We start from the raw sequence: 24,996 nt of genomic DNA, 5'->3' as shown, positions 1-24,996 counted from the left end.
CGGCTCAGACGAGGTGGAAGCCGTCGTGATGCGCCCTGAACTGGTCGAGCGTCACGCCCTTGAGCGTGAGTGTATCATGCGCCGCATCGGTGATGACAGTGTCGTGGCCACTATTGGCGGACTGCGCCGAAGCAACCAGCGCGTCCATGTTGGCAAACAGCGCATGATCGATCTCGACGATATCCTTGCTGAGATCGAGATCGCCGATCGTGGCGCTGCCGAAATGCGGGTTGAAGACGAAGGTGTCGTTGCCGTCCTTGCCGAAGATCGTGACGCCGCCGCCGACATTGACGAAGTTGTCGTCCTGCGCGGTCCCGTTGATCGTCGACGCGCCGTTGCCGGCCAGCGTGACCGTGAGCGGCTTGCTCGCGGTTCCGCCGTGGCCGTCGCTGACCGCGGCCTGATAGGTGACGGTCAGCGTGTCACCGGGGTTGAGGAAATCCAGGTTCACGGCGCCGGGATGATAGGTCCAGTGCAGGACGTGCGGGCCACCGTCGGATGTCGCGCTATCGAAGGTGATGGCGTGGGCATCGGCCAGCGCCTGGACGTTGGCATTGGCCGGAAGGCTCGGAGCGCCATTGTATTTGATGACGCCATTGTCGGTCACGGCCGCCGTCAGCGTGTCGCCGACATCCTTGTCGAGCACGGTCAGGGTGCCCGTCATCTTGCTCGCGAGCTTGACCGGCTGATCGGCGATGGTGCCGGCCGAGATGTTGTCGATCTCGAACGCATTCTGGCTGCTGGCGAGCACGACCTTGTTGAACGGCGACAGGCCGAGGAACTCGACATAGCCGTTCGAGTTCAGCGATGCCTGGCCGCCATTGGCCAGCAGCGGCGCGACGTCGCTGCCCGTGTAGGACGCGACCAGCTTGTTCCCGTTGTAGAAGGAGATGCTGTTGTAGCTGTCGACCGAGCCCCAATACAGTCCAAAACTGTTCTTGGCGCTGTCGAAGGTGATGGTCTCCTGCGCGTGGTTGCCGATGCTGAGATAATTGGTCTTGTCGGCACCGTCGGCCATGTAGGGCGCAGCAGACACCGGCGAGGAGCCGTGCACGATCCCCGCATTGCCGCTGGCCGTGAAGGTCGCGTGCAGCGCCTCGCTGTAGAAGCTGCCGTGACCGCGCCCGTTGTCGGAGATGTTGCCCGCCGACACGTGATCGAACGTCTCGGTCGGCATCCCCTCGGCATTGGTGCTTGCGGTGCTCGCCAGCACTCTGGCCTGCTCGGCCAGGACGACGGTCTGGACCGTCGGGTTGGTTTCAGCGGTGATGACGGGCGCATCCTCTGCGCCATTGACCGTGATGGTGACGGGCACCTCGACCACGCCGCCGTGACCGTCATCGATCGACACCGTGTAGGTCAACGTCACGTGCTGATCGGCGCCGAGATAGTCGAACACCTTGTCCTGGGCGGAGAAGGTCCAGACCTGCGATCCCGTGCCGGTGCCGGACTCGGTGAGCGCACCGAGCGACAGCCAGCCCTTGAGCACGGACGGATCCGTCGGCAGCCCGCTATCATTGCCCGAGGCCACGACACCGGTCACCTTCAGCACATGCGCATCGGTAATGTCGGCATCCGCGAAGGTGATCGTGCCGCTCGCGGTGTCGAGCAGATCCGAACCGGACAGGGCCGTACGCTCGGCGAGCTCGGCCGACTGCACCTTGCCCGTCAAAACCGGCTGGTCGTTGCTGCCGGTGATGGTGACGACGACGGTCGAGGCCGTGGTGCCACCCTGGTGATCATCGAGCACGACCGTGCTGGTCACCGTCACGGTCTGGCCGGCGCCGAGGAAATCGAGCTTGCCGTCGGCAATGGCATAGGTCCAGTCGATCTTGCCATTGTTGGCGTTGCCGCTCTGGCTCAGCTGCAGCGCCTGTTCGAGCGCGGCAATCTGGTCTTGCGTCAGATGAGCGGACAAATCGGTCTGCGGATCGGCCGCGGTCCAGGTCACGCTCTGCGCGCCGATCGACGCTGAGGGCCGGTCGGTCAGGTCGACGTCGGTGAACTGAATGCTGCCGGTGACGCTGTGCGGATCGGATGATCCGGTCTTCGCCGCGGTCTCGGTGATCGCGCCGACCTGGTTGGGCTCGGCAATCACCGGCGCCGCGTCATCCGCCATCAGCGTGATCAGCGTCCCGCCATGGCCGTCATCGCTTCCCGCGAAATGCGCATCGCTGTAGTTGCCGATGAGCGTCAGAGCGATGCTGTGACCCTGGCCATCGACGACCGTGAGCACGCCCGTTTCAGCATCGTAGGACGCTGTCGTCGTCGGCGTCCATTTGATCGTCTGCAGGTCGATCTTGTCGGAGACGCCGAGGCCGGCGATCTTGGCGGAGAAGCTCGTGTCGTCGATGACGAGCTCGCTGCTGCCCTTGCTGCTGAGATCGACGATCTGATCGAGGTGGCCATCGACCGTCAGGGTCGCGCCGTCATCGACCTTGATCGTCCCCGAACCTGTCACGTCACCGGTGATCTCGAACGTACCGGCCGTGATCTCGATCGTGCCGTAGTTGAAGATCGTCCCGCTGAGGCCGCTCAGGCCGCTCGCCGTGATCGTGCCGTAGACATAAAGCGTGCCGTCGCCGCTCACCTTGGTGCCGGCGAGATCGACGATCGCGCCGAGATCGACGGTGAAGACACCGAGATTCTCGACATCCACGCCGGACAAGGTCACGTCGTGGCCGGCGATCTCCAGCGTGCCGGCGATCCGCACCTCCAACGTGCCACCGGTGATCGTCGTGCCTCCATCCAGCACCAGCGTCGCCGGCACCGGGACCTCACCATCCTCGTCGATGATGATCTGACCGTCCGTGTTGTCGATCGTGACGTTGTCGAAGGTGGTCGCCGCCGCGGTCTCGACATGCACGATGCCGTGGTTGACGAGATCGCCGCCGCTGATCGTGCTGTCCTCGATCAACAGCAGCGCGTCGTGATCGACCTTGACGGTGCCGGAGTTGTCGACGGTCACGCTCACCAGGGTCGCGCCCGCCTGTGACGCAACCTCGAGGGTCGATTCATTGCCGATTGTGACGTGGACATCGTTCAGCGCCGCGCCGCCTTCGACGGTCAGGGTGGCCGTGCCTTCCGCAAACGGACCAACCTCGCCGATCAGCAGAGTGCCGCCCGAGACGGCGCTGCCGCCGATCGTGCTGTCACCGTCGACCGAGATCTGCCCTTCGCTGCTGATGGCGCCGCCGGCGATGCTGGTCCCGCTCAGCGACAGCGCACCGCCGACTGCGATGGCAATGGCGGCCGCGTTCGCGTTGATTATGGTCTCGTCGTCGAACGCATTGCCGCTGCCGGACACGGCGACGGTGCCGAAATTGTCGAGCGTGCCGCTGATCAGCGCGGCGTGGCCTGTGAGCGCCACGGTACCGCCGGCCACGTTGGTCAGCGTGCCGCCGGTGATATCGGCGCGCGCCAGCGTCAGCGTCGCGGACTGTTCGACCGTGACGATGCCGTCCTCATTGTCGATGCTGGTATAGCCGTCCAGCTTGAGCTGGCCGTTGACGTCGATCCCGCCGGCATTCGTGACGGTCTCGTCGGTCAGCACATTGCCGCTGCCCGACACCTCGATCATGCCGAAATTGATCAGCTCACCATGGCTGATCGCTGCCCCGCCCTGTAGCACGAGCAGGCCAGGAGCTGGCTGGAACGTATCACCGCCTTCGCCCGACGTGCCGTACATCTGAATGACGAGCGCGCCCTGGATCAGGATGGCGCCGCCGTCGATGCTGCCGCCGTCGAGGGTCAAGGTCGCGCCCGGGTCGACCTGGATCAAGCCGGAGCCGTCCTCATCGGCATTCGCGACATCGCCCTGCACGGTCAACGTGCCGCCGGACAGCTCGATCGTCCCGGTGTTGACGATACCGGCCGCAGCCCCGAACACGCCGCCGCCGGCGAGCACCGCCGTGCCCGAATTGTGCAGCTCGCTGTGGTCAAGGATCTGAGCCGAGCCGGTCACAGTGATCGTGGCGCCGGAGAAATTGGAGATGCGCGAGTCGGCCTTGGCGGTCAGCGCGCCGCTGATCGTCAGCGTGCCGTGATTGTCGAGCTCGGGGACGGCTCCGCCGCCAAAATCGTTCAGCGTGACCGATTTGGCGAAGGCGGCCGTATCGATGGTGACCGGGAAGGCCGGCGTCAGGCCATGCAGCTGATCGGTGATGATGATGACGTCGTCGGTCGCGGCCGGAGCCAGACCGGTCGCCCAATTCGCGCCGTCGCTCCACAAATGAACCTGCGCGCCGCTGCTGTCGCCCGGCTGGGTCGTCGCGATCCAGACCACGGCGGGATCATCCGTCCCGGTGATCGTGACCGTGATCGTCTGCGTCGACGTCGCGCCCTGGGAGTCCGTCACGGTCACCGTGTAGGTGAGCGTCACCTTCTGGCCTGCGGGAATGAAATCCGCGACATAGACCGGCAGGTTGGCAAAACTCCAATTGATCTTGCCGGTGCCGCTGCCGGTGCTGTCGGCGGCCAGCTGTGCCGTCAGCGCCTGCTGGAACAGCGCCAGCGGCGCCGGCGGGATGCTGCCGCCGCCCTCCAGAACCGCGCTGCTCAGCTTCGCCGAGACGGTATGCGTGTCGGTGAGATCGACATCCCCGAACGTCAGCGTGCCCGAGGTCGGATCGTCCGACGTCAGCGGCCCGCCGGGCACGCTGGTGCCGCCCTCGAACGCGATGCTCTGGACGACTGCCGTGATCACGGGCTTGTCGTTGGTGCCCGTCACCGTGATCGTGATCGGCACCACGGTGAATTCGTTGGACGGCGCGAAATTGTTGTCGACCCGCACGAGGTAGGTCAGCGTCAGCGTCTCGCCCGCCCCGAGAAAGTCGAAATAGTTGTCGGGAACGCTGTAGGTCAGCGTGGCCGTCCCGTAATTCTTGTTGTTCGGATCGGCCGCGACCGTGATCTTCACCGCGGTCGCCATGACGTCCTGCAATTGCAGGGCGTTCAACGAGCCCGTGACATCCGTCTGCTGCGCGCTCTTGTAGGTATAGGACTTGAAGCTCACCGACACCGTCGGCCGATCGATGCCGTTGACGTCGACGAAATTGACGCGACTGAGCACGGTGTCGAGATCGGTGCCGTTCCCGGTCTGACCGGCGCGCTCGATCAAGCCGAAGGCTGACGTCAGCCGGCCGTCGGCGTCGAGGATCCTGACCTCCGGCGCACCGGGAATGTGCGTCAGCGGATCCCCGGTCTGGCTCGTCCCGGTCGTCGGGCCGCTCGCGTCGACCACGCGGACGATCGGCGTTGCGCTGGTGCCGTTGGGCAGGGTCAGCGGCGCCAGCGGCTGCGGCACCCCGATGTCGGTGAAATGGGTCGTCGATTTCGGATTGGTGTTGTCGGTGAATTTGAGCGTGAAGACGTCGTTGATGAGCTTCTGGATGTCCGGCGTCAGCGGCACCGCGCTCTGGTTCACCACGCCGTTGCTGATCTGGATCTGCTGGCCGGCCTGGTTGACCACCGCGATCGGCTGCAGCGTCGTCTTGTCGAACAGCACGTAGGAGCCGGTGCGGCCGTCGGGCTCGACCAGCACCTGGAATTTCGCATCGGGCAGACCGCCCTGCCCGGGCACCGCGAAATCGATCTCGACCAGCACGGCCGTGCCGCGAATGCCCATGGTCGCCACGGGCGTGTCGACCTTCATGTCGCCATGCTTGGCGGTCTCGCCGGCCACGAACGAGATCGTGCCGGCGACGAGGCTGATCAGCGAGGAGTTGTTCGACCCGTTGGGGTCGTACACCATCTCGTTCAGCACCATCCGCGCATTCGAGGACAGGCCGAACACGGTGCCATCGATGAAGGTGATGCCGAGTGTCGAATTCGAGCCGGATTGGACGACGTCGCCCTTTTCGACATTGTCGCCGTTGTGAAGCAGGATCGAGACGCCGTTGCGGATGACGGTCGCGGTGCCCTGCAGCTTGGTGACGTGACCGATCACCTTGTTGACGCTGGCGGCGCCGCCGGCCTGACTGACCTGGACCGCACCGGAGAGCGCGTTGACGATGTCACCGGTCAGGTGCGCGCCGTCGGGCGAGGCCAGGGCCGCCCGCTTCTCGCCCCTGAAATAATCCGGCAGCACGAGCTCGCGGCCGTCCGACGACAGCACGAGGTCGAGGCCCGACCGCTTGAAATCGGCATTGAACAGGAAATGCGCGTCGGGAACGACGATCGCATCCGCCGGCGCATGGGCGGGGGGCGCATCCAGCTTCAAATGGGCCGGTGCGGACGTGCCGTTGAAGAAAAGCGCGGCGTCAGATTTGCCAGCGTAATTCACGGGGCCACCGACTATGGTTAATTATTACATAACAATTGGTGTTGAACCCGTGCATATCACTGGCAAGTGTCTGGCGGAACCATCTTCAGCTTGTGCCTTCAGGGCCCGGAAACCGCTGCTCCCACCGGTTTGCTTCGATCTCGTCAAGTTCCGGCCGTCTTCATGGCAAGGAAGATGTAAGTAAAAATAAGTATTCATCGACAATGATTGACCTTTTTCCAGAAGATCGGCGTATTCGCCCGACAACAATTACATAGCCTGATCATCCCATCCGCACCCGCATACTCCTGCGGAGAAATTTCGAGCGGCGGATGGCGACCGGATCGGCAGAAATCTACAAATTGCATCAATTGATGCCGGGGCTGCGGACGACGCACCGCCACAACCTGAACGGGATTTCACGTCCTGGCTCGCGACCTCAACTCAGCTTTCGCTAAGATTTGTCTCATCAGGGCAACACAACGTTCAGCCTGACTGCCGCGATTTCTCAGGCGGGACCGCCGCTTTAAGCAGCGGCAAAGCTCCCGCTCTCATGCTGGCCCCAACAAGCACCGGATCCACCTGCACGGCAGCGCGCAGGGCGAGCTCCGGGCACGGGGCGTCTAATGAACATTTTCGCGCTGATCCGCGCATCGTTTGCGGCTGCCGCCGTCGGCGCCGTGCTGATCGGCCATCCGGTGAAGGCCGCGCCGGCCGCGCTGCCCGTGGGGCTCGGGGCCGTCATGGGCGATGCGGAGCCGTTCGGCCTGCTACGAGCCGAGCTCGGAGCCGGCCCGCTGCTGGCCAAGTGGCGGACGCTGGCGGCCAAGCTCGACGACGAGCGCGTGCAACTCGCACTCTGCGACGGCGACCGCGAGCATTGCGTCTCGCCGGCCGCGCTGCGCCTTCTCGCCATTGTCGATCAGGCGCGCGCCAAGGCGGGCCGCGCCCGGCTCGGCGAGATCAATCGCGCGATCAATCTGGCCGTCCGGCCGATGAGCGACCCCGCCCAATATGGCGAGATCGACGTCTGGGCCTCTCCGCTCGCCACCTTCGCCAGCCTCGCGGGCGATTGCGAAGACTATGCGATCGCCAAATTCGCTGCGCTCCGTCTGGCCGGGATAGCGCCGCAGGATTTGCGTATCGTCATCCTGCGCGACACCGCGCGCGACGAGGATCATGCCGTCGCCGCAGCGCGGCTCGACGGACGCTGGCTGCTGCTCGACAACCAGCGGATGGCGATGATCTGGGATAGCGATGCGCGACAGATACAGCCGCGCTTCGTCATCGACGAGAGCGGCATGTCGATCCTGCAAGCCGCGCACACGATGGCGGCGATGAGCAGCGCGGCTGATGCGCAAGCACCGGCCTCGGTGCCCGCGACCAACTAACCGCCGCGCGGCCGCATAGCGTCAGCCCTTGGTGACGTGCACCGCCGGCGTCGCGCCACCGTTCCATTGGCCATCGATGGCGCGCTCGATCTGCGCAGCCAATTGCAGCAGCAGGCCGTCATTGGCCTGCTTGCCGATCGCCTGGATGCCGAGCGGCAAGCCGTGCTCGTTGGTCGCGAGCGGCAGCGAGACCGCCGGGATGCCGCAGAGATTGGCGAGCGGCGTGAACGCGAAGTTGCGCCAGAGATTGCCGAACCAGTCGAGCACGTCGGGATTGTCGCTGATCGTCAGATATTCCGTGGTGCCGATCTTCGGCGTCGGCAGTGCGGTGATCGGGGTCAGGATGATGTCCCACTCCTCGAAGAACGCGCCGAAGGCGCGCGAGGTGGTGTTGAACACCGCCTGCATCGCCGCGCGCTCGGCGAAGCTGGTGCCGCGGCCGGCCTCCCAGATGCGGATGTTGATCGGCTCGATCAGATCGGCCGGCGGGCGGTCGAGCTTGCGCTGCGCCAGCAGGTTGTTGATGACGATGGCGAAGTTCGAGATGTAGCAGGTGGTCTGCGCCGCGAAGGCCTGGCGGTAATCCACATCCGGCAGCGCGTAGCCGATTTGATGGCCGAGGCCCTCGAGGAATTTGCCGACACGCTCCAGCTCGGCCGCAATGTGCGGCGTTGCGCGATAGTCGCCCCACTGATGCGACAGCGCGATCCTGAGCCTGCCGGGATCGCGCTTGATCAGCTCGACATACGGCTCCGGCGTGGTCCAGTACGGCATGAACTCGCCCGGCGCGCCGCCGCGGCAATGATCGACGAAGGCCGCGGTATCACGCACGCTGCGCGACTGGCAGCCCTGGATCGACACGAGGCCGGAAAGATCCGAAAGATGCGGCGCGATCGAGAACACGCCCCGCGAGACCTTCAAGCCGATATTGCCGTTGACCCCTGCGGGAATGCGGATCGAGCCGCCGCCATCGGTCGCATGCGCGATCGGCACGACGCCGGCGGCGACCATCGCGGCGCTTCCGGCGGACGAGCCGCAGGTCGTGTAGTCGGTATTCCACGGATTACGGGTGACATAGACGGCCGGGTTCTCCGCCGAGCTGCAGACGCCGAACTCCGGCGTCGTGGTGCGCCCCATCAAATTGAGGCCGGCCTCGCGCATCTTGCCGGTGAGATGCGTATCCGCGGCAGGACGGTTGCCGCGCATATAGAGCGAGCCCTGCTCCTGCAGGCGCCCGGCCATGGTCGGCCCGAGATCCTTCATCAGGAACGGCAGGCCGGCGAACGGACCATCGGCATTGGCGCCGGCCTTGATCGGATCTTCGACCGCGTCGGCGAACACTTCCACAACGCCTGATAGTTTCGGATCGACCTTGGCGATGCCTTCGGCCGCCTGCCGCGCCAGCTCTGCCGCGGTCAGCTCACCGCTCCGAACGCGCGCTGCGAGCGCCATGCCGTCATGCCGGGCCCATTCGTCCCAGCTCATCGCCAAAGTCATCTGATGTCCGATCTGTCGCGCCGATCATCGACCGATGCGATGAGTCTGCGCCTGCATTGTCCTGCGGCGGGACCTTAGTTTGCGAAGGCCGCCTGTCAATCAAGCCCGCTGCATGCCGCCAATACGACGTGCTCATGCGCCACGGCTTACCGCTGCGCGAACGCTCCGTTCCGGAAATCGGGACTCATGCGCGCCCCCTTCCGTGCGGGAATCGCGAGACACGCGCTTGACCCGCATCAAGGCAAGCGTGCGGTGCACGTGCTCGATACGGGCATGGACATCCCGACCTTCCTCGCCGCGACCATCGCCCTGCTCGCCACGCCCGGACCGACCAACACGCTGCTCGCCACGGCCGGCGCGAGCCGCGGCGTGCGTGCCTCCGTGCTTCTGTTGCTCGCCGAACTTGCCGGCTACCTGCTCGCGATCCTGACGTTGCGCATCGTGCTCGGCCCGGTGCTCGCTGCCGTGCCGTTCGTCGGGCACGCCTTGCGTGTCGCGGTCGTGCTCTATCTGCTGCATCTCGCCGTCGCGCTGTGGCGCCATGGCGGAGGGCGCGCGGGCGATGCCGTGCCGGTGACGCTGCGCCGGGTGTTCGTCACCACGCTCTTGAATCCCAAGGCCATCATCTTCGCCTTCACCCTGCTGCCGGCGGAGGGCGATGCCGCGCGCCTGCTGCCGTTCATCGCCACGCTCGGGCTGTCGATCGCGACCATCGGCGGATGCTGGATCGCGCTCGGCGCCACCTTGCGCCGCGGCCTCGGCGGCGTCGTGCCGGCCAGGCTCGGCTATCGCTGCAGCGCTGCGGCGCTGGCGCTGCTCGCCGGCGTCATCCTCGCGCCGGCGCTGGCCGCGCTGTAGACGGTTCCGCTTGTTACATTGTTGCTGATCGACAACGCCCGACGCCGCGTGCTATCCGCTGGCCGAACAGGGGGCGCGGTGCGCATCATCGGTCGACGATACCAGACGAGCTGTTCCGGCCTGCTGCGCCGGATCGCTGCGTTGTGTTTGGTCGTGACCTACCTGCTCGCCGGCGCGCTGCACGGCGCCTGTGATCTCGACGTCGCGCATCCCCAGGCCGGCAAGCCGGAGATCGCATCGCTGCTCGACAAGGCCGGCCATTCCGATCAGCGCGGCATCGCCGATCATCATTGCCACGGCTGCTTCTCGATCGCCGTGCCGCAGCTGCAGCTTGCAGCGCTCCCGACGGACATCGTCGCCGCAACGGACTGGCCCATTCCCGAGCTCCGCTCCGGCATTCTCTCCGACTCCGAGTCGCCGCCGCCCAAACACCTGATCTGACGCCACGCACCGGACGGCGACCGCCGTCCATCCTTGCTCGTCACGACAGGTTCATCGTCATGCCATTCCCCGGGATGGCTGCGCGCGCTGCATGCGCCGCAGCCCTGCTCGCGCTGTCCGTTCACGCCACGGCCGCACAGACCCTGACCCTACGCGAGGCGCTGTCGCGCGCGCTCGCCGCCAATCCGCGCCTGTCCGCCGCCGATCGCGACATCGGCATCGCCTCCGGCCAACGCCTGCAGGCCGGTGCGCTGCTCAATCCGGAGCTGTCCTACGAGCAGGACAATTCATTCGGCTCCGGCCAATATCGCGGCACGCGCTCGGCCGAAACGACCTTGCAGATCAGCCAGGCGTTCGAGTGGTTCGGCAAGCGCGATGCGCGCATCGCCGCGGGACAGGCCGGCCTGCGCGCGGCCGAGATCCAGCGGCAGGCCGTACGGCTGGAAGTGCTGTCGGAGACGGCGATCGCCTTCGTCACGGTGCTCGCGACGCAACGCCGCATCCAGATCCTGGACGACCAGGTCGCGGCGCTCGACCGCCTGACGCCGCTGCTGCGGCGGCGCGTCGAGGCCGGCGCCTCGTCGCCGGCGGAAACCGGCCGCGCCGAGGTCGCCTCGGCGCTGGTGCGCGCCGATCGCGAGCGCGTCAAGGCGACCCTGGCCAGCGCGCGGCGCGAGCTCGCGGTGCTCACCGGCGACAGCTCGGCAAAACTCCCAACCGCGGCCGGGCGCTTCGACACAACCAGCCAGCCGCCATCGTTCCAAACCGTCATCGCCGCCATCGACGCCAATCCGCAGCTGGTGCGCTGGACCGCCGTCTACGCCCAGCGCAATGCCGAGCTGCTGCTCGCACGGCTGAAGCCCTATCCCGATGTTCGCGTCAGTGCCGGCTGGCGCCACTTCAACGACACGCAGGACGATGCCGTCCGGCTCAGCGTCTCCGTGCCCATCCCGGTGTTCGACCAGAACCAGGGCAATATTCTTTCGGCGCAGGAGAGCGTCGCCAAGACCGAAGCCGAGCGCAAGGCCAACCGCAACGCGCTGCTGGTGATCGCCGGCCGCGCCTACGACTCGCTACAAGGCTCGCTGCGCGAATTGTCCGTGCTGCGCGAGATCGCGATCCCCAAGGCGCAGGAGGCCGCGGACGAGATCGCGCAGGGCTACAGCGCCGGCCGCTTCTCGCTGCTCGAAGTGTTGGACGCGCAGGCGAGCGTCGCGCAGGCGCGGCTGCGCGAGCAGGAAGCGCTGCAGAACATCCACGTCGCCGTGGCGACCATCGAAGGCCTGGTCGGCCGTCCCTTCACTCTGGCCCGGGAGACCGCGCGATGAGAGCGTCCACTGTCATTGTCATTGCGATCCTCGCGGCCGCGGCCGGTGCGGGCGCATCGCGCTTCCTGGCGGAGGCGGCGCCGCACACCGAAGCAGCCGCCGGTCATGCCGAAAAGAATAAAGCCGAGAAGGATCATGCCGAGAAGGCGCCCAAGGATCACGTCGAGCAGGACGAACACGGCGCCGACCGCATCCGCATCAGCGACGTCAAGCTTGCCGCGGCCGGCGTGACGCTCGCCGAAGCCGGGCCCGCGACATTGTCGGATACGCTCGCATTCAACGGCGTGCTGCGCGCCAACCAGGAAGCGCTGGTGCAGGTGACGCCGCGCTTTCCCGGCATCGTGCGCGCCATCAAGAAGCGCATCGGCGACACCGTCGCCAAGGACGAGTTGCTTGCGTCGATCGAAAGCAACCAGAGCCTGACCGCCTATGATCTGAAGGCGCCGATCGGCGGCACCATCATCGACCGCCAGATCTCGCTCGGCGAATACGCCTCCGAGCAGAAGCCGGCCTTCGTGGTCGCCGATCTCTCGACCATCTGGGTCGACCTCTCGATCTACCGCCAGGATCTCCGCCGCGTCCGGCTCGACGACGAGGTGCTGATCGATCCCGATGACGGACGCGGTCCGATCAAAGGGAGTATCTCCTACATCGCCCCCATCGGTGCGAGCGAAACCCAGACGGCGCTGGCGCGCGTCGTGCTGCCGAATTCCGATGGTCGCCTCCGCCCCGGCCTGTTCGTCACCGCGCGCCTCGTGCTCGCCAAGCGCAGCGTCGCCGTCGCGGTCCGCGCCAGCGCCATCCAGACGTTGGAGAACAAGACCGTCGTGTTCGTCCGCGAGGAGGGCGACAAGATCGAGGCACGCCCGGTTGCAACAGGGGAGTCCGATCCGACCTATGTCGAGATCCGCGACGGTCTTGCGCCCGGCGAGCACTACGTCGCCGACAACAGCTTTGTCGTGAAGGCGGAGATGGGCAAGGGGGAGGCCGAGCATGATTGACGCGATCCTCGCCTTTGCCGTGCGGCAGCGCTGGCTGGTGCTGCTGGCCGCGCTGGCCACAGCGGCGTTCGGCGCCTGGAATTTCACGAGGCTGCCGATCGACGCCGTGCCCGACATCACCAACGTGCAGGTGCAGATCAACACCAAGGCGCCCGGCTACTCGCCGCTCGAGACCGAGCAGCGCATCACCTTTCCGGTCGAGACCGCAATGGGCGGCCTGCCCCGCCTCGACACTACCCGCTCGCTGTCGCGCTACGGTCTGAGCCAGGTCACCGTCGTATTCCAGGACGGCACCGACATCTACTTCGCGCGCCAGCAGGTCAACGAGCGCATCCAAGAGATCAAGGATCAGCTGCCGCCCGGAGTCGAGGTCGCGATGGGCCCGCTGTCGACGGGCCTGGGCGAGATTTTCATGTATGCCGTCGAAGCCAAGGCCGGCGCCAAGACGCCGGAAGGCAACGACTACTCACCGACCGATCTGCGCACCGTCCAGGACTGGATCATCCGGCCGCAGCTGCGCGGCGTGCCCGGAGTGATCGAGGTCAACACCATCGGCGGCTTCGAGCGCCAGTTCCACGTGCTGCCGGATCCCGGCCGCCTGATGGCCTACAAGATCAGCTTCCGCGACGTCATCGCCGCGCTCGCCTCCAACAACGCCAATGTCGGCGCCGGCTATATCGAGCGCAATGGCGAGCAATATCTGGTGCGCGCGCCGGGCCAGGTCGGCAGCGCCGCCGAGCTGAAGGACATCGTGATCGGCGCCCGCGGCGGCACGCCGGTGCGCATCGGCGACGTCGCCGAGGTCATGGAAGGACGCGACCTGCGCACCGGCGCCGCGACGCTCAACGGCGAGGAGACGATCCTGGGCACTGCGATGCTGCTGATCGGCGAGAACAGCCGCAGCGTGGCGCGGCGTGTCGCGGCCCGGCTCGACGAGATCGCGAAGTCGCTCCCCGAGGGCGTCATCACGCGCACGCTCTACGACCGCACGCACCTGGTCGAGGCGACGATCCGCACCGTCGAGAAGAACCTGCTCGAAGGCGCCGCACTCGTCGTCGTCGTGCTGTTCCTGCTGCTCGGCAATATCAGAGCCGCACTGGTCACCGCCTGCATCATCCCGCTGTCGATGGCGATGACCATCACCGGCATGGTCGAGAGCCGGGTCAGCGCCAATCTGATGAGCCTCGGCGCGATCGATTTCGGCATCATCATCGACGGCGCCGTCATCATCGTCGAGAACTGCCTCCGCCTGCTCGCTCAGGCGCAGCACCGCAAGGGCGGCCTGCTGACGCTCTCCGAGCGCCTGGAGACCATCGTCGCCGGCGCGCGCGAGGTGATCGGGCCGAGCCTGTTCGGCACGCTGATCATCGCCGTGGTGTATCTCCCGGTGCTGACCCTGACCGGCGTCGAGGGCAAGATGTTCACGCCGATGGCGCTGACGGTGCTGATGGCGCTCGGCGCCGCCGTGCTGTTCTCCATCACCTTCGTGCCCGCGGCGGTCGCGATCTTCGTCACCGGCAAGGTCTCCGAGCAGGAGAACATCGTGATGCGCGGGGCCCGGCGGATCTACGCGCCGCTGCTGCGTGCCGCCATCTCCTATCGCATGACGGTTGCCGCCGTGGCGGTCGTGATCGTCGCCGTGAGCGGCGTCGCGGCGACCCGCATGGGCGGCGAATTCATTCCGAGCCTCGACGAGGGCGATGTCGCGCTGGCTTCGCTGCGCATTCCCGGTACCAGCCTGACGCTGTCCGTCGACCTGCAGAAGGCGCTTGAGGCCCGGCTGCGGCAGATTCCTGAAGTGAAGGATGTCTTCACCCGCATCGGCACCGCCGAGGTCGCGACCGATCCGATGGCGCCCTCGCAGGGCGACGGCTACATCATGTTGAAACCGCGCGGCGAGTGGCCCGATCCGGCCAAGCCGAAAGCCGAACTCGTCGCCGAGATCGAGCAGGCCGCCGACGAGATCCCCGGCAGCAACTACGAGATCTCGCAACCCATTCAGCTGCGCTTCAACGAGCTGATCTCAGGCGTGCGCAGCGATGTCGGCGTCAAGATCTTCGGCGACGATCTCGACATCCTGCAGGGCGCCGCGCGCCAGGTGGAAGCCGCGATCCGCGGCGTCAATGGCGCCACCGACGTCAAGACCGAGCAGGTCGCGGGCCTGCCGATCCTCACCGTCAAGATCGACCGCCAGGCGCTGTCGCGCTACGGACTCAGCGTCGCCGAGGTGCAGAGCGTGGTCGAGATCGCGATCGGCGGCAAGGCGAGCGGAAAGCTGTTCGACGGCGACCGCCGCTTCGACATCGTCGTCCGCCTGCCCGAGCGCCTGCGCGGCAATCTCGATGCCATCCGCGCCATTCCGATCCCGCTGCCGGCCGGCGAAGACGCGGGTACGACGCCGCTGCGGACCGCCTTCAACGCCGCAAGCCAGCCGCGCTATGTGCCGCTGTCCTCGGTCGCCGCCGTCACTTCGGCGCCGGGACCGAACCAAGTCAGCCGCGAGAACGGCAAGCGACGCATCGTCGTCACGGCCAATGTCCGCGCCCGCGACCTCGGCTCGTTCGTCGCCGAGGCGCAAGCCGCTGTCGCTGAGAAGGTGAAGCTGCCGCCGGGCTACTGGATCGGCTGGGGCGGCCAGTTCGAACAGTTGCTCTCCGCTACCAAGCGCCTCACCATCGTCGTGCCGATCGCGCTGGCGCTGGTGTTCCTGCTGCTGTTCATGAGCATGGGCTCGCTCGCCGATGCCGCGCTGGTGTTCTCCGGCGTGCCGCTGGCGCTGACCGGCGGCATCGCCGCGCTGCTGTTGCGCGGCCTGCCCTTGTCGATCTCCGCCGGCGTCGGCTTCATCGCGCTGTCGGGCGTCGCCGTCCTCAACGGCCTCGTCATCATCGCCTTCATCGAACGGCTGCGCCACGAGGGCCGTAGCATCCTCGTCGCGGTCGAGGAAGGCGCGCTGGCGCGGCTGCGGCCGGTGTTGATGACGGCGCTGGTCGCCTCGCTCGGCTTCGTGCCGATGGCGCTCGCCACCGGCGCCGGCGCCGAGGTGCAGCGCCCGCTTGCCACCGTCGTGATCGGCGGCATCATCTCGTCGACGGTGCTGACCTTGCTGGTGCTGCCGGCGCTCTACGTCCTGTTCAGGCGGGAGACCCGCCCCGCCTGAACTGTCTCACGACTGGTGCCGCTTGGTGATCGCGACCCGCGTCGCCTGGCTGTAGAGGCCCGACATCTGGTCGAGCTGCGCGGTGGTCGCGGCGCAGCTGTCGATCCAACCGGGCATTGATTCGAACATCGACGGCAGCGTCGCCGCACGCAAGGCGGCATAGTCCTCGGTGACTTCGCGGCCCCGCGCCGTGGCACGGTAACGTGTCTCCTTGCGCGAACTACGCCCCTCCGTCTCGATCAGCCCGGCGCGTACCAGCTTGCGCGTGGCATATTGCAGATTGGGCACGTCGACGCGGTTGAGCAGTTGGCCGACCTCGGCGAGCCGCTTCGGCTCGTCGCCCATGCGCACGACGTTGAGGACGGCGACATCGTCGCCGGTCAGCGGCACCTCGCAGACGGCCGCGAGACACGACGCCTTCCAGCGATAATAGGATTGCGCCAGCCGCTCCAGCGCGAACTCGAAGTCGGACAGCCGCCGCTCGGCGTCGCTACGCGCGAGATGCCAGGAGCCTTTGGTGTCGTGACTGTCGCTTCGATCGGCAGCTTTGTCGCCGCGCGAGCCGGCCCTGCCGACCGTCGATTTTGCCTTCAGCGTCACGGTCTTGCGCTTAGCTGCGGCGCTCGTCGCCCTTTTCAAAGTTCCGTCTCCCGATGCCGCTCCGCACAACGCTTGTGCAGCGCATGCTCAATCTCTGCTGTTTACATCCGATATTTTTACATTAAAAATTCAATGAAGAAAACACATCAGGTGCGGCGTCACTGTCGACGCTGGCAGGACCGGGGAGCATGACGATGGCTGGCAAGAGCGCTGGACAGTGGATCGACATCGCCGCCGCCGATGGCGGCACGTTCAAGGGCTATCTGGCGGTGCCCGCGTCAGGCTCCGGTCCCGGCATCGTGCTCCTGCAGGAGATCTTCGGCGTCAACGCCTCGATGCGCGACGTCGCCGACTACTATGCCGAGGAAGGCTATGTGGTGCTGGCGCCGGACCTCTTCTGGCGCTTCGAGCCGGGCATCGAGCTCGGCTATGACGAGGCCGATTTCGGCAAGGCCTTCGGCTACTACCAGCGCTTCGACGTCAATCTCGCGATCAAGGATACGGCCGATGCGCTGAAGGTGCTGCGCGCGCGCCCCGAGTGCAAGGGCAAGGTCGGCGCGCTCGGCTTCTGCCTCGGCGGCAAGCTCGCTTATCTCACCGCGGCCCGCACTGACGTCGATTGCGCCGTCTCCTATTACGGCGTCGGCATCGAGGCCGATATCGCCGAGGCCAAGAACATCAAGGGTCCGATCGTCTTCCACTTTGCCGAGCTCGACAAATTCGCGCCGGCCGAGGCGCGCGAGGCCGTCAAGGCCGGTTTTGCCGGCCGCGACGATGCCGAATTCTATCTCTATCCCGGCTGCGACCACGCCTTCGCCGCGCCGGAGCGCGCCAGCTTCGACAAGCCGGCGACCCTGATGGCGCATTCGCGCTCGATCGCGCTGTTCCGCAAGGTGCTGGGCCCACACTACGATCTGTCGTCGCTGTGGGATAAGCACACCGAGCTCGAATTCGCCACCCGCTCGGCCGAGGCGACGATGGGCACGATGGTCGCCGAGCCCTATGTCAACCACATCCCGACCATGACCGGCGGCGTCGGCTACAAGGACCTGCTGCGCTTCTACGCCAACCACTTCATCCCGAAGACCCCTCAGGATACCAAGCTGGTGCCGATCTCGCGCACCATCGGCGCCGACCGCGTCGTCGACGAGATGCTGTTCTGCTTCACCCACGACATCGAGATCGACTGGATGCTGCCCGGCATCCCGCCAACCGGCAAATATGTCGAGATCCCCCTGGTCGCGATCGTGCGCTTCCGCGGCGACAAGCTCTACAACGAGCACATCTACTGGGACCAGGCCTCGGTGCTGGTGCAGATCGGCCTGCTCGATCCGGCCAAGCTGCCGGTCGCGGGTATCGAGACCGCCAAGAAGCTGGTCGATGAGTCCTTGCCATCGAACACGCTGATGAAGCGCTGGGCCGAGAGCGCGCCACGCTGATCAATTCGCCTCGGCGGCGTCGGCAGGACGCCGCTTCCCTCCCTCATTCCGCCTTCCGGAGTTGCATCACCATGCGTGACCATCAGATCTCTCGTCGTACGATGTTGCAGCTCGCGGGCGCGGCTGCTCTGCCACTGGCCGCCGGCCTGCCGCTTTCATCAGCGCGTGCCGCCGCCGGCACCTTGACGATCGCCTACAACGTCAACCTGCCGTCATTCGATCCGACCGTCGGCGTCTCCGCGGTCAATCCGACGATCCAGTCGATCTACCAGGCGATCTTCGATCCCTTCATCGGCCAGGCCGCCGATCTCTCCTTCACGCCCGGCCTGCTGACCAAGTGGGGCTGGAACGAGGACCGCACCAAGGTCACGATGGAGCTGCGCTCGGACGCCACCTGGCACGACGGCTCCAAGGTGACGCCGGAGGACGTGGTGTGGTCGCTGACCCGCGCCGCCGATCCGAAGGGCGGCAATCCGATCCAGTTCGTGTGGGCGAAGATCAACAACTACAAGATCGACGGCCAGACCATCACCGCCGATGTCGTCGAGTTCGAGCCGGCGCTGTTCAAGTGGATGGCGTTCCTCACCGGCTACGTGCTGCCGAAAGCCTACTACGAGAAGGTCGGCGCCGAAGGCTTCGAGAAGGCGCCGATCGGCTCGGGCCCGTACAAGGTCGATGCGTTCGAGCGCAACGCGTTCCTGCGGCTGAAGGCGCATCCGGGCTATTGGGGGCCGAAGCCGGCGTTCGAGACCGTGGTCTTCAAGTTCGTCACCGATCCGACCAGCCGCGTCGCCGAGATCGAGTCCGGCGGCTCCGACATCACCTTCGAGATTCCCTATGAGGAGTTCGACCGCCTCAAGGCCAAGCCGAACCTCGCCGGTCTGACGCAGCCGATCTCCGACATCGGCATGATCTTCCTCACCGACATCGATCCGATGCTCGACCGCAATGTGCGGCTCGCCGCCAACCACGCCATCGACAAGAAGGCGATCGTGGAGAAGCTCTTGCGCGGCTATGGCGTGCCGATCGACACGCTGGAAGCGCCAGGCTACGCCGCGTTCGATCCCTCGATCAAGACAGCCTATGATCCGGAGCTCGCCAAGAGCCTGCTCGCGAAGAGCGGCTACTCGACGCCCAAGCCGGTGAAGTTCACGATCCAGACCACGCGCGGCTTCAAGCCGAAGGACTACGAGATGGTGCAGGCCATCGCCGGCATGTGGCGCAAGGTCGGTATCGAGGCCAATATCGAGGTCTACGAGATCGCGCAGCATTTCGAGCTGCGCGCCCGCCACGCGCTCGCGCCGGCCGCGTTCTACAATTGGGGCAACGCGATCGGCGACCCCACGACCTCCACCGGCTTTGCGATGTTCGGCCCGTCGCCGCATTCGGCCTGGAAGGGCAAGGACCTGATCGAGCGCATCGGGCCGCTGTGGGGCGAGAAGGACGAGGCCAAGCGCATCGCCGGCTGGAAGGCGGTCGACAAATACATCGCCGAAGAAGGCGAGGTCATTCCGCTGCTGCAATACGTCCAGCCGATCGTGCACAAGAAGGGCCTCAAGGTGGTGCCCCAGGCCAACGGCATGATCCTGCCGCAGCTCGTGACTCAGGGCTGAGACGGAGCGACGGCGATGCGCTGGAGCGCCATTCTCAAGCGCCTCGCTCTGATCCCGCCGACCTTGCTCGGCGTCGGCGCCATCGTCTTCGTGCTGCTGCGCGTCGTTCCCGGCGATCCCATCGCGATGATGATCCCGCCCGGCGCCTCGCCGGCCGACATCACGCGGCTGCGCGCGCTGTACGGCCTCGACCAGCCGCTGCTCTCGCAGTTCATCACCTGGCTCGGCCAGGTCGCCTCAGGCGATTTCGGCCGCTCGATCAGCCTGCGCCAGCAGGTGTTCGAGCTGGTCGGCGCGCGGCTGCCGGCGACGCTTGAGCTCGCAGCTCTCGCCGTCGCCATGGCTCTGCTGATGGGCATCACTGTCGCGCTGGTCGGCAGCCTGCTGCGCGGCACCCGCGCGGAGTGGCTGCTCGACACTGCCAACGGCTTCTTTCTCGCGATTCCCGATTTCCTCTGGGCCCTGATCCTGCTGCTCGGCTTCGGCGTGCTGCTGCCGCTGCTGCCGATCTCCGGCCGGCTCGATCCGCAGCTTGCCGTGGCCTTCCGCACCCACTTCTATCTGATCGAGAGCCTGCTCACCCTGCGCCTCGACGTCGCCGCCGATCTCTTGCGCCATATGTTGCTGCCGTCGCTGGCGCTCGCGCTGCCCTTCGCCGCGCTGGTCGCGCGTCTGCTCAAGGCGCAGCTCGCCGAGGCCGAGGACCAGGACTACGCGCAGATCGCCCGCACCCGCGGCTTTTCGCGCACCACCATCCTGCAGCGCGAGGTGTTCCCCAACGCGCTGATCCCGACGGTCGCGCTCTCGGGCGTGCAGGTCACCCTGCTGCTCGGCGGCACGGTGCTGGTCGAGCGCATCTTCTCCTACGAGGGCATCGGCAACATGGCGATCGATGCCGTCATCAACCGCGACTTCCCGCTGATCCAGGGGCTGATCCTGACCTTCGCCGTCCTGTTCATCGCTCTCAATCTCGCCGTCGACCTGCTGGTGGCGCTGCTCGATCCGAGGCTGCGCCATGGATAATTGCAATGGCTGATCTCGTTCTCTCAGGGCCCATCACGGCAACGCCATCGCGTTGGCGCAGCGCGCTCGCGCGCGGCGGCGCGCGGCTGTGGATCGGGGGCGGCCTCGTCGCGCTGCTGCTGCTCATCGCCCTGTTCGCCCCGGTCATCGCACCGCATGATCCGGCCGAGCAGGACCTGATGTCGGCGCAGCTGCCGCCGGCCTTCATACGCGGCGGCGAAGCCGCGTTTCCGCTGGGCACCGACAGCCTCGGCCGCTGCGTGCTGTCGCGCCTGATATATTCCGCGCGCACCGCGGTCTCCGTCGCGCTGATAGCTTCGCTGCTCGCGGCGGTCATCGGCATCGCACTCGGCCTGATCGCCGGCGCCTTCGGCGGCTGGATCGATCAGTCGGTGTCGCGGCTGATCGACGTCTGGATGGCGTTCCCGCCGGTGCTGCTGTCGATCGTGCTCGCCGCCGTCATCGGCGCCGGCCTCACCTCGGTCATTGCCGCGATCGTGGTCGTCGACTGGACCCGCTTCGCCCGCATCACCAGAGCCGAAACGCAGGCGCAGCTCGCGCGCGACTACGCCGCCGCGGCCCGCGTGCTCGGCCTCACCCGCGCGCAGGCGCTGCGGCTGGAGATCCTGCCCAACCTCGTGCCGCTGATCGTGACCTTGCTCGCGGTCGAGATGGGCATCGCGATCCTGGTCGAGGTGATCCTGTCCTTCGTCGGCATCTCCGTCACCGGCGACACCGCGAGCTGGGGCGGCATGATCACCGAGGGACGGCAGATCGTCTACCAGGCGCCGTGGATCATGGCGCTGCCGATCGCCGCCGTCATCATCAGCGTCATCGGCTTCAATCTGTTCGGCGACGGCCTGCGCGCAGCGCTCGATCCGGTCCAGCGCCGATGAGTACCGTGCTCGACATCGACAATCTCCACGTCGCGATCGGCACCGCCAACGTGCTGCGCGGCGTCTCCTTGCGCGTCGAGGCCGGCGAGGTGCGCGGCCTGGTCGGCGAATCCGGCGCCGGCAAATCGATGGTCGGCCGCACCATCTTCGGCCTGCTGCCGGCGAAGGCCGCCATCACGGCCGGCCGCGTCAGCTTCGAAGGCCGCGACCTCCTGGCGATGCCGGACAAGCAGCGCCGCGAGCTGCTGGGACGGCGCATCGCGCTGATTCCGCAGGATCCGATGACGTCGCTCAACCCGGTCCGGCGTATCGGCGCGCAGATATGCGCGGTGTTGCAGCTGCATCTGAAGCTGTCGAACCGCGCCGCACGCGATCGCGCCGCCGAGCTGCTGAGCGAGGTCGCGATCCGCGATCCCGCCGGCGTCCTCGCACTCTATCCGCACGAGCTCTCCGGCGGCATGCGCCAGCGCGTGCTGATCGCGATGGCCTTCGCCTGCGATCCGTCGCTGGTGATCGCCGACGAGCCGACCACCGCGCTCGACGTCACCGTGCAGCGCCAGGTGCTGCAGCTGGTCGAGCGGATGCGGCAGCGCCACGGCGCCGCGATCCTGTTCGTCACCCATGATCTCGGCGTCGTCGCAAAGATCTGCCGCAGCATGACCGTGCTGCATGCCGGCCGCGTGCTCGAGGACGGCTTGACGTTGGACGTGCTGGTGAAGCCGCATCATGCCTACACGCGCGCGCTGCTGGCCGCGACGCCGCGCGCCGATCGTCCGGCGGACAGCCTGAGGCCGGTGCCGCCGGCGCTGATCGAGAGCCTGTGGGCCGAGGCGCACCGGCTAGATCAGCTCGCAGCGAGGAGGCCGGCATGAGCGAGATGCTGCTGCGCACCGGCCAGCTCGGCTTCGCCTATCCGGCGCGGTCGACTTCGTTGTTCGGCAAGCCCGTGATGCGCGACGTCATCAAGTCGGTCGATCTCACAGTGCCGCGCGGCGCGGTGCTCGGCCTCGTCGGCGAATCCGGTTCGGGCAAGACCACACTCGGCCGGCTGCTGGTGCGGCTGTTGGAGCCGACGTCGGGCGGCATCCAGTTCGACGGCATCGAGATCAGCCATCTGTCGGAAGCCGCGCTGCGCCCCTTACGCGCGCGCATCCAGATGATCTTTCAGGATCCGCAATCGTCGCTCAATCCGCGCCTGCCGCTCGCGGTTACCTTGACGCGCCAGCTCGAGGTCTACGGTCAGCTGAAAGGGCGGCGCGATCGCCGCGACCGCGCCGCCGCGTTGCTCGACCTCGTCGGCCTGCCGACATCGTTCGTCGACCGCTACCCGCATGAGCTGTCCGGCGGCCAGCGCCAGCGCGCCGGCATCGCGCGTGCGCTCGCGCTGCAGCCGGATTTCATCGTGGCCGACGAGATCGTCTCCGGCCTCGATGTCTCGACCCAGGCGCACATCCTGATGCTGCTGAAGGATCTCAGGGCGAAGCTCGGCCTGACCGTGGTCTTCATCAGCCACGACCTTTCGGTGATCCGCGTGCTCTGCGACGAGGTCGCGATCCTCCGGAGTGGCGAGGTGGTCGAGCACGGCCCGGTCGGCCGCATTTTCTCCCACCCGCAGCACGCCTATACGCGGCAGTTATTGGCCGCCATTCCGCTCCCCGATGTCGAGCCGGGCTGGCTCGACGACACCCCGTCCCGTCAGCAACCCCAGCAGCAGGGATCAGCCGCATGAGCGCACCGATCAAGGACTCCGTCGTCGTCATCACCGGCGCCACCGGCGCCATCGCCACCGCGCTGATCGCCGAGCTGCTCGCCCGCGGCGCGGCCAAGATCTACGCCGCCGCGCGCGACATCTCGGGGCTCACGGCCACCGACAAGGTCGTGCCGCTGAAGCTCGACGTCACCAGCGATGCCGACGCGGCGTCCGCCGCCGCGCAGGCCTCCGACGCGACGCTGCTGATCAACAATGCCGGTATCAACCACAACACCGCGTTCATGCTCGCACCCGATCTCGCCATCGCCACCGAGGAGATCGAGATCAACTACCTCGCGCCGCTGCGGCTGACGCGCGCCTTCGCAGCCGTCCTGATCAAGAACCAGGGCGCCGTGCTCAACATCCTGACCATCCTGGCGCGGGTGAACCTGCCGCTGATGGGCTCCTATTGCGCCTCCAAGGCCGCCGCGCTGAGCCTGACGCAAGGCCTGCGCGGTGAGCTCGCGCCGAAGGGCGTCCGCGTCGCCGGCGCGCTGCCCGGCGCGGTTGACACCCGCATGACCGCGGGGCTCCCGATTCCGAAGATGACTCCCGCCGAGGCCGCAAAGGAGATCCTCGACGGCTATGAGGCCGGCGAGGAGGACATCTATGTCGGCGACATGGCCCGCGGCCTCGCCGCGGGTCTGGCGCAGGATCACAAGGCGGTGGAGAAGCAACTGGGGTCGGGGTGACGCGTGTGGCGGAAAGCTCGCGCGCGGCCGTCCTTCGAGACGCCCGCCTGCGGCGGGCTCCTCAGGACGAGGTCGGAGCGAGCGGCCGCATCCAAAACAGTCTCTCGCGGACGCTGCGCGCGGTCGATATGCAGCTCCGAGCTCAAAGCTCGCCCCTCATGGTGAGGAGCGCCGCCTCGCGGCGCGTCTCGAACCGTGAGGCCCCAAATGGTTCTCGATGTCTGTTTGATGAGTGGGAGTCTCTCAATGACGATTGCCAAACTTGCCTGCACGACCCTGGCCGCCCTCGCTCTGTCCACCCCCCTCGCCTCAGCCGACTCCATTCCCGGCCTGCGCGGCCACGACCACACCGGCATCACCGTGCCGGACGTCAAGGCGGCCATCACCTTCTTCACCGATGTGATCGGCTGCAAGCAGGCGATGTCGTTCGGGCCGTTCTCGGACGACAAGGGCACGTTCATGCAGGATGTGGTCAACGTGCATCCGCGCGCCGTCATCCACGAGATCAGCATGGTCCGCTGCGGCTATGGCTCGAACATCGAGCTGTTCCAGTACGACGCGCCCGACCAGGCCAAAACGCAGCCGAAGAACAGCGATTTCGGCGGCCACCACATCGCGCTCTATGTCGACGACATCGACAAGGCCGCCGCCTATCTGAAATCCAAGGGCGTCCGCACCATGCAGGGCCCGATCCCGATCACTGAAGGCCCGGCCGGCGGCCAGTCGATCCTGTACTTCCTGACGCCATGGGACCTCCAGATGGAGCTGATCAGCTACCCCAAGGGCATGGCCTACGAGAAGAACGCCACGACCTTGCTGTGGTCGACGACAGAACCACAAAAGTAGAAACTGCGAGCATTCGCGCCAAGTCCACGCTGCCTCTGCTCCCTCTCCCCGTTCTTACGGGGAGAGGGTTGGGGTGAGGGGCAGCGCGCGGGAAGTGCTCGCGGTGAGACCTGTACCCCCTCACCCGGATTGCATCTGACGATGCAATCCGACCTCTCCCCGCAGGCGGGGAGAGGTGAGGACGAAGCAAGCCACGACC

Annotated in this window: 17 protein-coding genes; 14 read left to right on the top strand and 3 right to left on the bottom strand. The window is 66.6% G+C overall.

Annotated features, from left to right (window positions below):
- Positions 1-4 precede the first annotated feature (4 nt).
- Complete coding sequence (locus tag NLR35_RS09080; RefSeq protein ID WP_257166230.1) at positions 5-6,283, bottom strand: VCBS domain-containing protein; 6,279 nt, start codon at positions 6,281-6,283, stop codon at positions 5-7.
- Between the two features lie 605 nt (positions 6,284-6,888).
- Between NLR35_RS09080 and NLR35_RS09075 the strand changes: the two genes are divergently transcribed.
- Entirely contained in the window at positions 6,889-7,653 is a 765-nt protein-coding gene (locus NLR35_RS09075; protein WP_257166229.1) for a transglutaminase-like cysteine peptidase, read from the top strand.
- 21 nt (positions 7,654-7,674) lie between these two features.
- Here the strand turns inward: NLR35_RS09075 and NLR35_RS09070 are convergent, their stop codons facing one another.
- On the bottom strand, positions 7,675-9,150 hold the full coding sequence (locus NLR35_RS09070; RefSeq protein ID WP_257166228.1) for an amidase: 1,476 nt from the start codon (positions 9,148-9,150) through the stop codon (positions 7,675-7,677).
- A 273-nt stretch (positions 9,151-9,423) separates the two neighbouring features.
- On the opposite strand from NLR35_RS09070, the gene NLR35_RS09065 reads away from it, so the two are divergent.
- The 5 genes from NLR35_RS09065 (at position 9,424) to NLR35_RS09045 (ending at position 15,938) form a co-directional block, all read left to right on the top strand.
- Positions 9,424-10,008, top strand: coding sequence for a LysE family translocator (locus NLR35_RS09065; RefSeq protein WP_257166227.1), 585 nt, complete (start codon positions 9,424-9,426; stop codon positions 10,006-10,008).
- A gap of 153 nt (positions 10,009-10,161) precedes the next feature.
- The gene (locus NLR35_RS09060) at positions 10,162-10,449 is read left to right on the top strand and encodes a hypothetical protein (protein WP_257166226.1); all 288 of its coding nucleotides are present in this window, start codon (positions 10,162-10,164) and stop codon (positions 10,447-10,449) included.
- Between the two features lie 59 nt (positions 10,450-10,508).
- Entirely contained in the window at positions 10,509-11,777 is a 1,269-nt protein-coding gene (gene ihpA / locus NLR35_RS09055; RefSeq protein WP_257166225.1) for a divalent metal ion exporter subunit IhpA, read from the top strand.
- Positions 11,774-12,778 (top strand): divalent metal ion exporter adaptor subunit IhpB, encoded by a 1,005-nt coding sequence (gene ihpB, locus NLR35_RS09050; RefSeq protein WP_257166224.1) that lies wholly within the window; start codon positions 11,774-11,776, stop codon positions 12,776-12,778. Before ihpA ends, ihpB begins: the two co-directional genes overlap by 4 nt.
- Positions 12,771-15,938, top strand: coding sequence for an efflux RND transporter permease subunit (locus NLR35_RS09045; protein WP_257166223.1), 3,168 nt, complete (start codon positions 12,771-12,773; stop codon positions 15,936-15,938). Before ihpB ends, NLR35_RS09045 begins: the two co-directional genes overlap by 8 nt.
- A 6-nt stretch (positions 15,939-15,944) precedes the next feature.
- Here the strand turns inward: NLR35_RS09045 and NLR35_RS09040 are convergent, their stop codons facing one another.
- Positions 15,945-16,577 (bottom strand): winged helix DNA-binding protein, encoded by a 633-nt coding sequence (locus NLR35_RS09040; protein ID WP_257166222.1) that lies wholly within the window; start codon positions 16,575-16,577, stop codon positions 15,945-15,947.
- A 155-nt stretch (positions 16,578-16,732) separates the two neighbouring features.
- Between NLR35_RS09040 and NLR35_RS09035 the strand changes: the two genes are divergently transcribed.
- From NLR35_RS09035 to NLR35_RS09000, 8 genes are all read left to right on the top strand, one after another.
- Positions 16,733-17,977: a dienelactone hydrolase family protein gene (locus NLR35_RS09035; RefSeq protein WP_257166221.1), complete on the top strand. Its 1,245-nt coding sequence runs from the start codon at positions 16,733-16,735 to the stop codon at positions 17,975-17,977.
- A gap of 71 nt (positions 17,978-18,048) precedes the next feature.
- Positions 18,049-19,590, top strand: a complete 1,542-nt coding sequence (locus NLR35_RS09030; protein WP_257166220.1) for an ABC transporter substrate-binding protein — start codon at positions 18,049-18,051, stop codon at positions 19,588-19,590.
- 15 nt (positions 19,591-19,605) lie between these two features.
- Entirely contained in the window at positions 19,606-20,613 is a 1,008-nt protein-coding gene (locus tag NLR35_RS09025) for an ABC transporter permease (protein ID WP_257166219.1), read from the top strand.
- 5 nt (positions 20,614-20,618) lie between these two features.
- Positions 20,619-21,509, top strand: a complete 891-nt coding sequence (locus tag NLR35_RS09020) for an ABC transporter permease (protein WP_257166218.1) — start codon at positions 20,619-20,621, stop codon at positions 21,507-21,509.
- Positions 21,506-22,381, top strand: a complete 876-nt coding sequence (locus NLR35_RS09015) for an ABC transporter ATP-binding protein (RefSeq protein WP_257166217.1) — start codon at positions 21,506-21,508, stop codon at positions 22,379-22,381. The genes NLR35_RS09020 and NLR35_RS09015 overlap by 4 nt, the downstream gene beginning before the upstream one ends.
- The gene (locus NLR35_RS09010; RefSeq protein WP_257166216.1) at positions 22,378-23,238 is read left to right on the top strand and encodes an ATP-binding cassette domain-containing protein; all 861 of its coding nucleotides are present in this window, start codon (positions 22,378-22,380) and stop codon (positions 23,236-23,238) included. The genes NLR35_RS09015 and NLR35_RS09010 overlap by 4 nt, the downstream gene beginning before the upstream one ends.
- On the top strand, positions 23,235-23,951 hold the full coding sequence (locus NLR35_RS09005) for an SDR family oxidoreductase (RefSeq protein ID WP_257166215.1): 717 nt from the start codon (positions 23,235-23,237) through the stop codon (positions 23,949-23,951). Before NLR35_RS09010 ends, NLR35_RS09005 begins: the two co-directional genes overlap by 4 nt.
- A 246-nt stretch (positions 23,952-24,197) precedes the next feature.
- The gene (locus NLR35_RS09000) at positions 24,198-24,797 is read left to right on the top strand and encodes a VOC family protein (protein ID WP_257166214.1); all 600 of its coding nucleotides are present in this window, start codon (positions 24,198-24,200) and stop codon (positions 24,795-24,797) included.
- The last annotated feature ends 199 nt before the right edge of the window (positions 24,798-24,996 follow it).

It is taken from the genome of Bradyrhizobium sp. SRS-191 (genome assembly GCF_024586915.1).
Taxonomy (GTDB): Bacteria; Pseudomonadota; Alphaproteobacteria; order Rhizobiales; family Xanthobacteraceae; genus Bradyrhizobium.
Note: the sequence above shows the minus strand (reverse complement) of the source record. Positions and strands in the feature narration are given on the sequence as shown.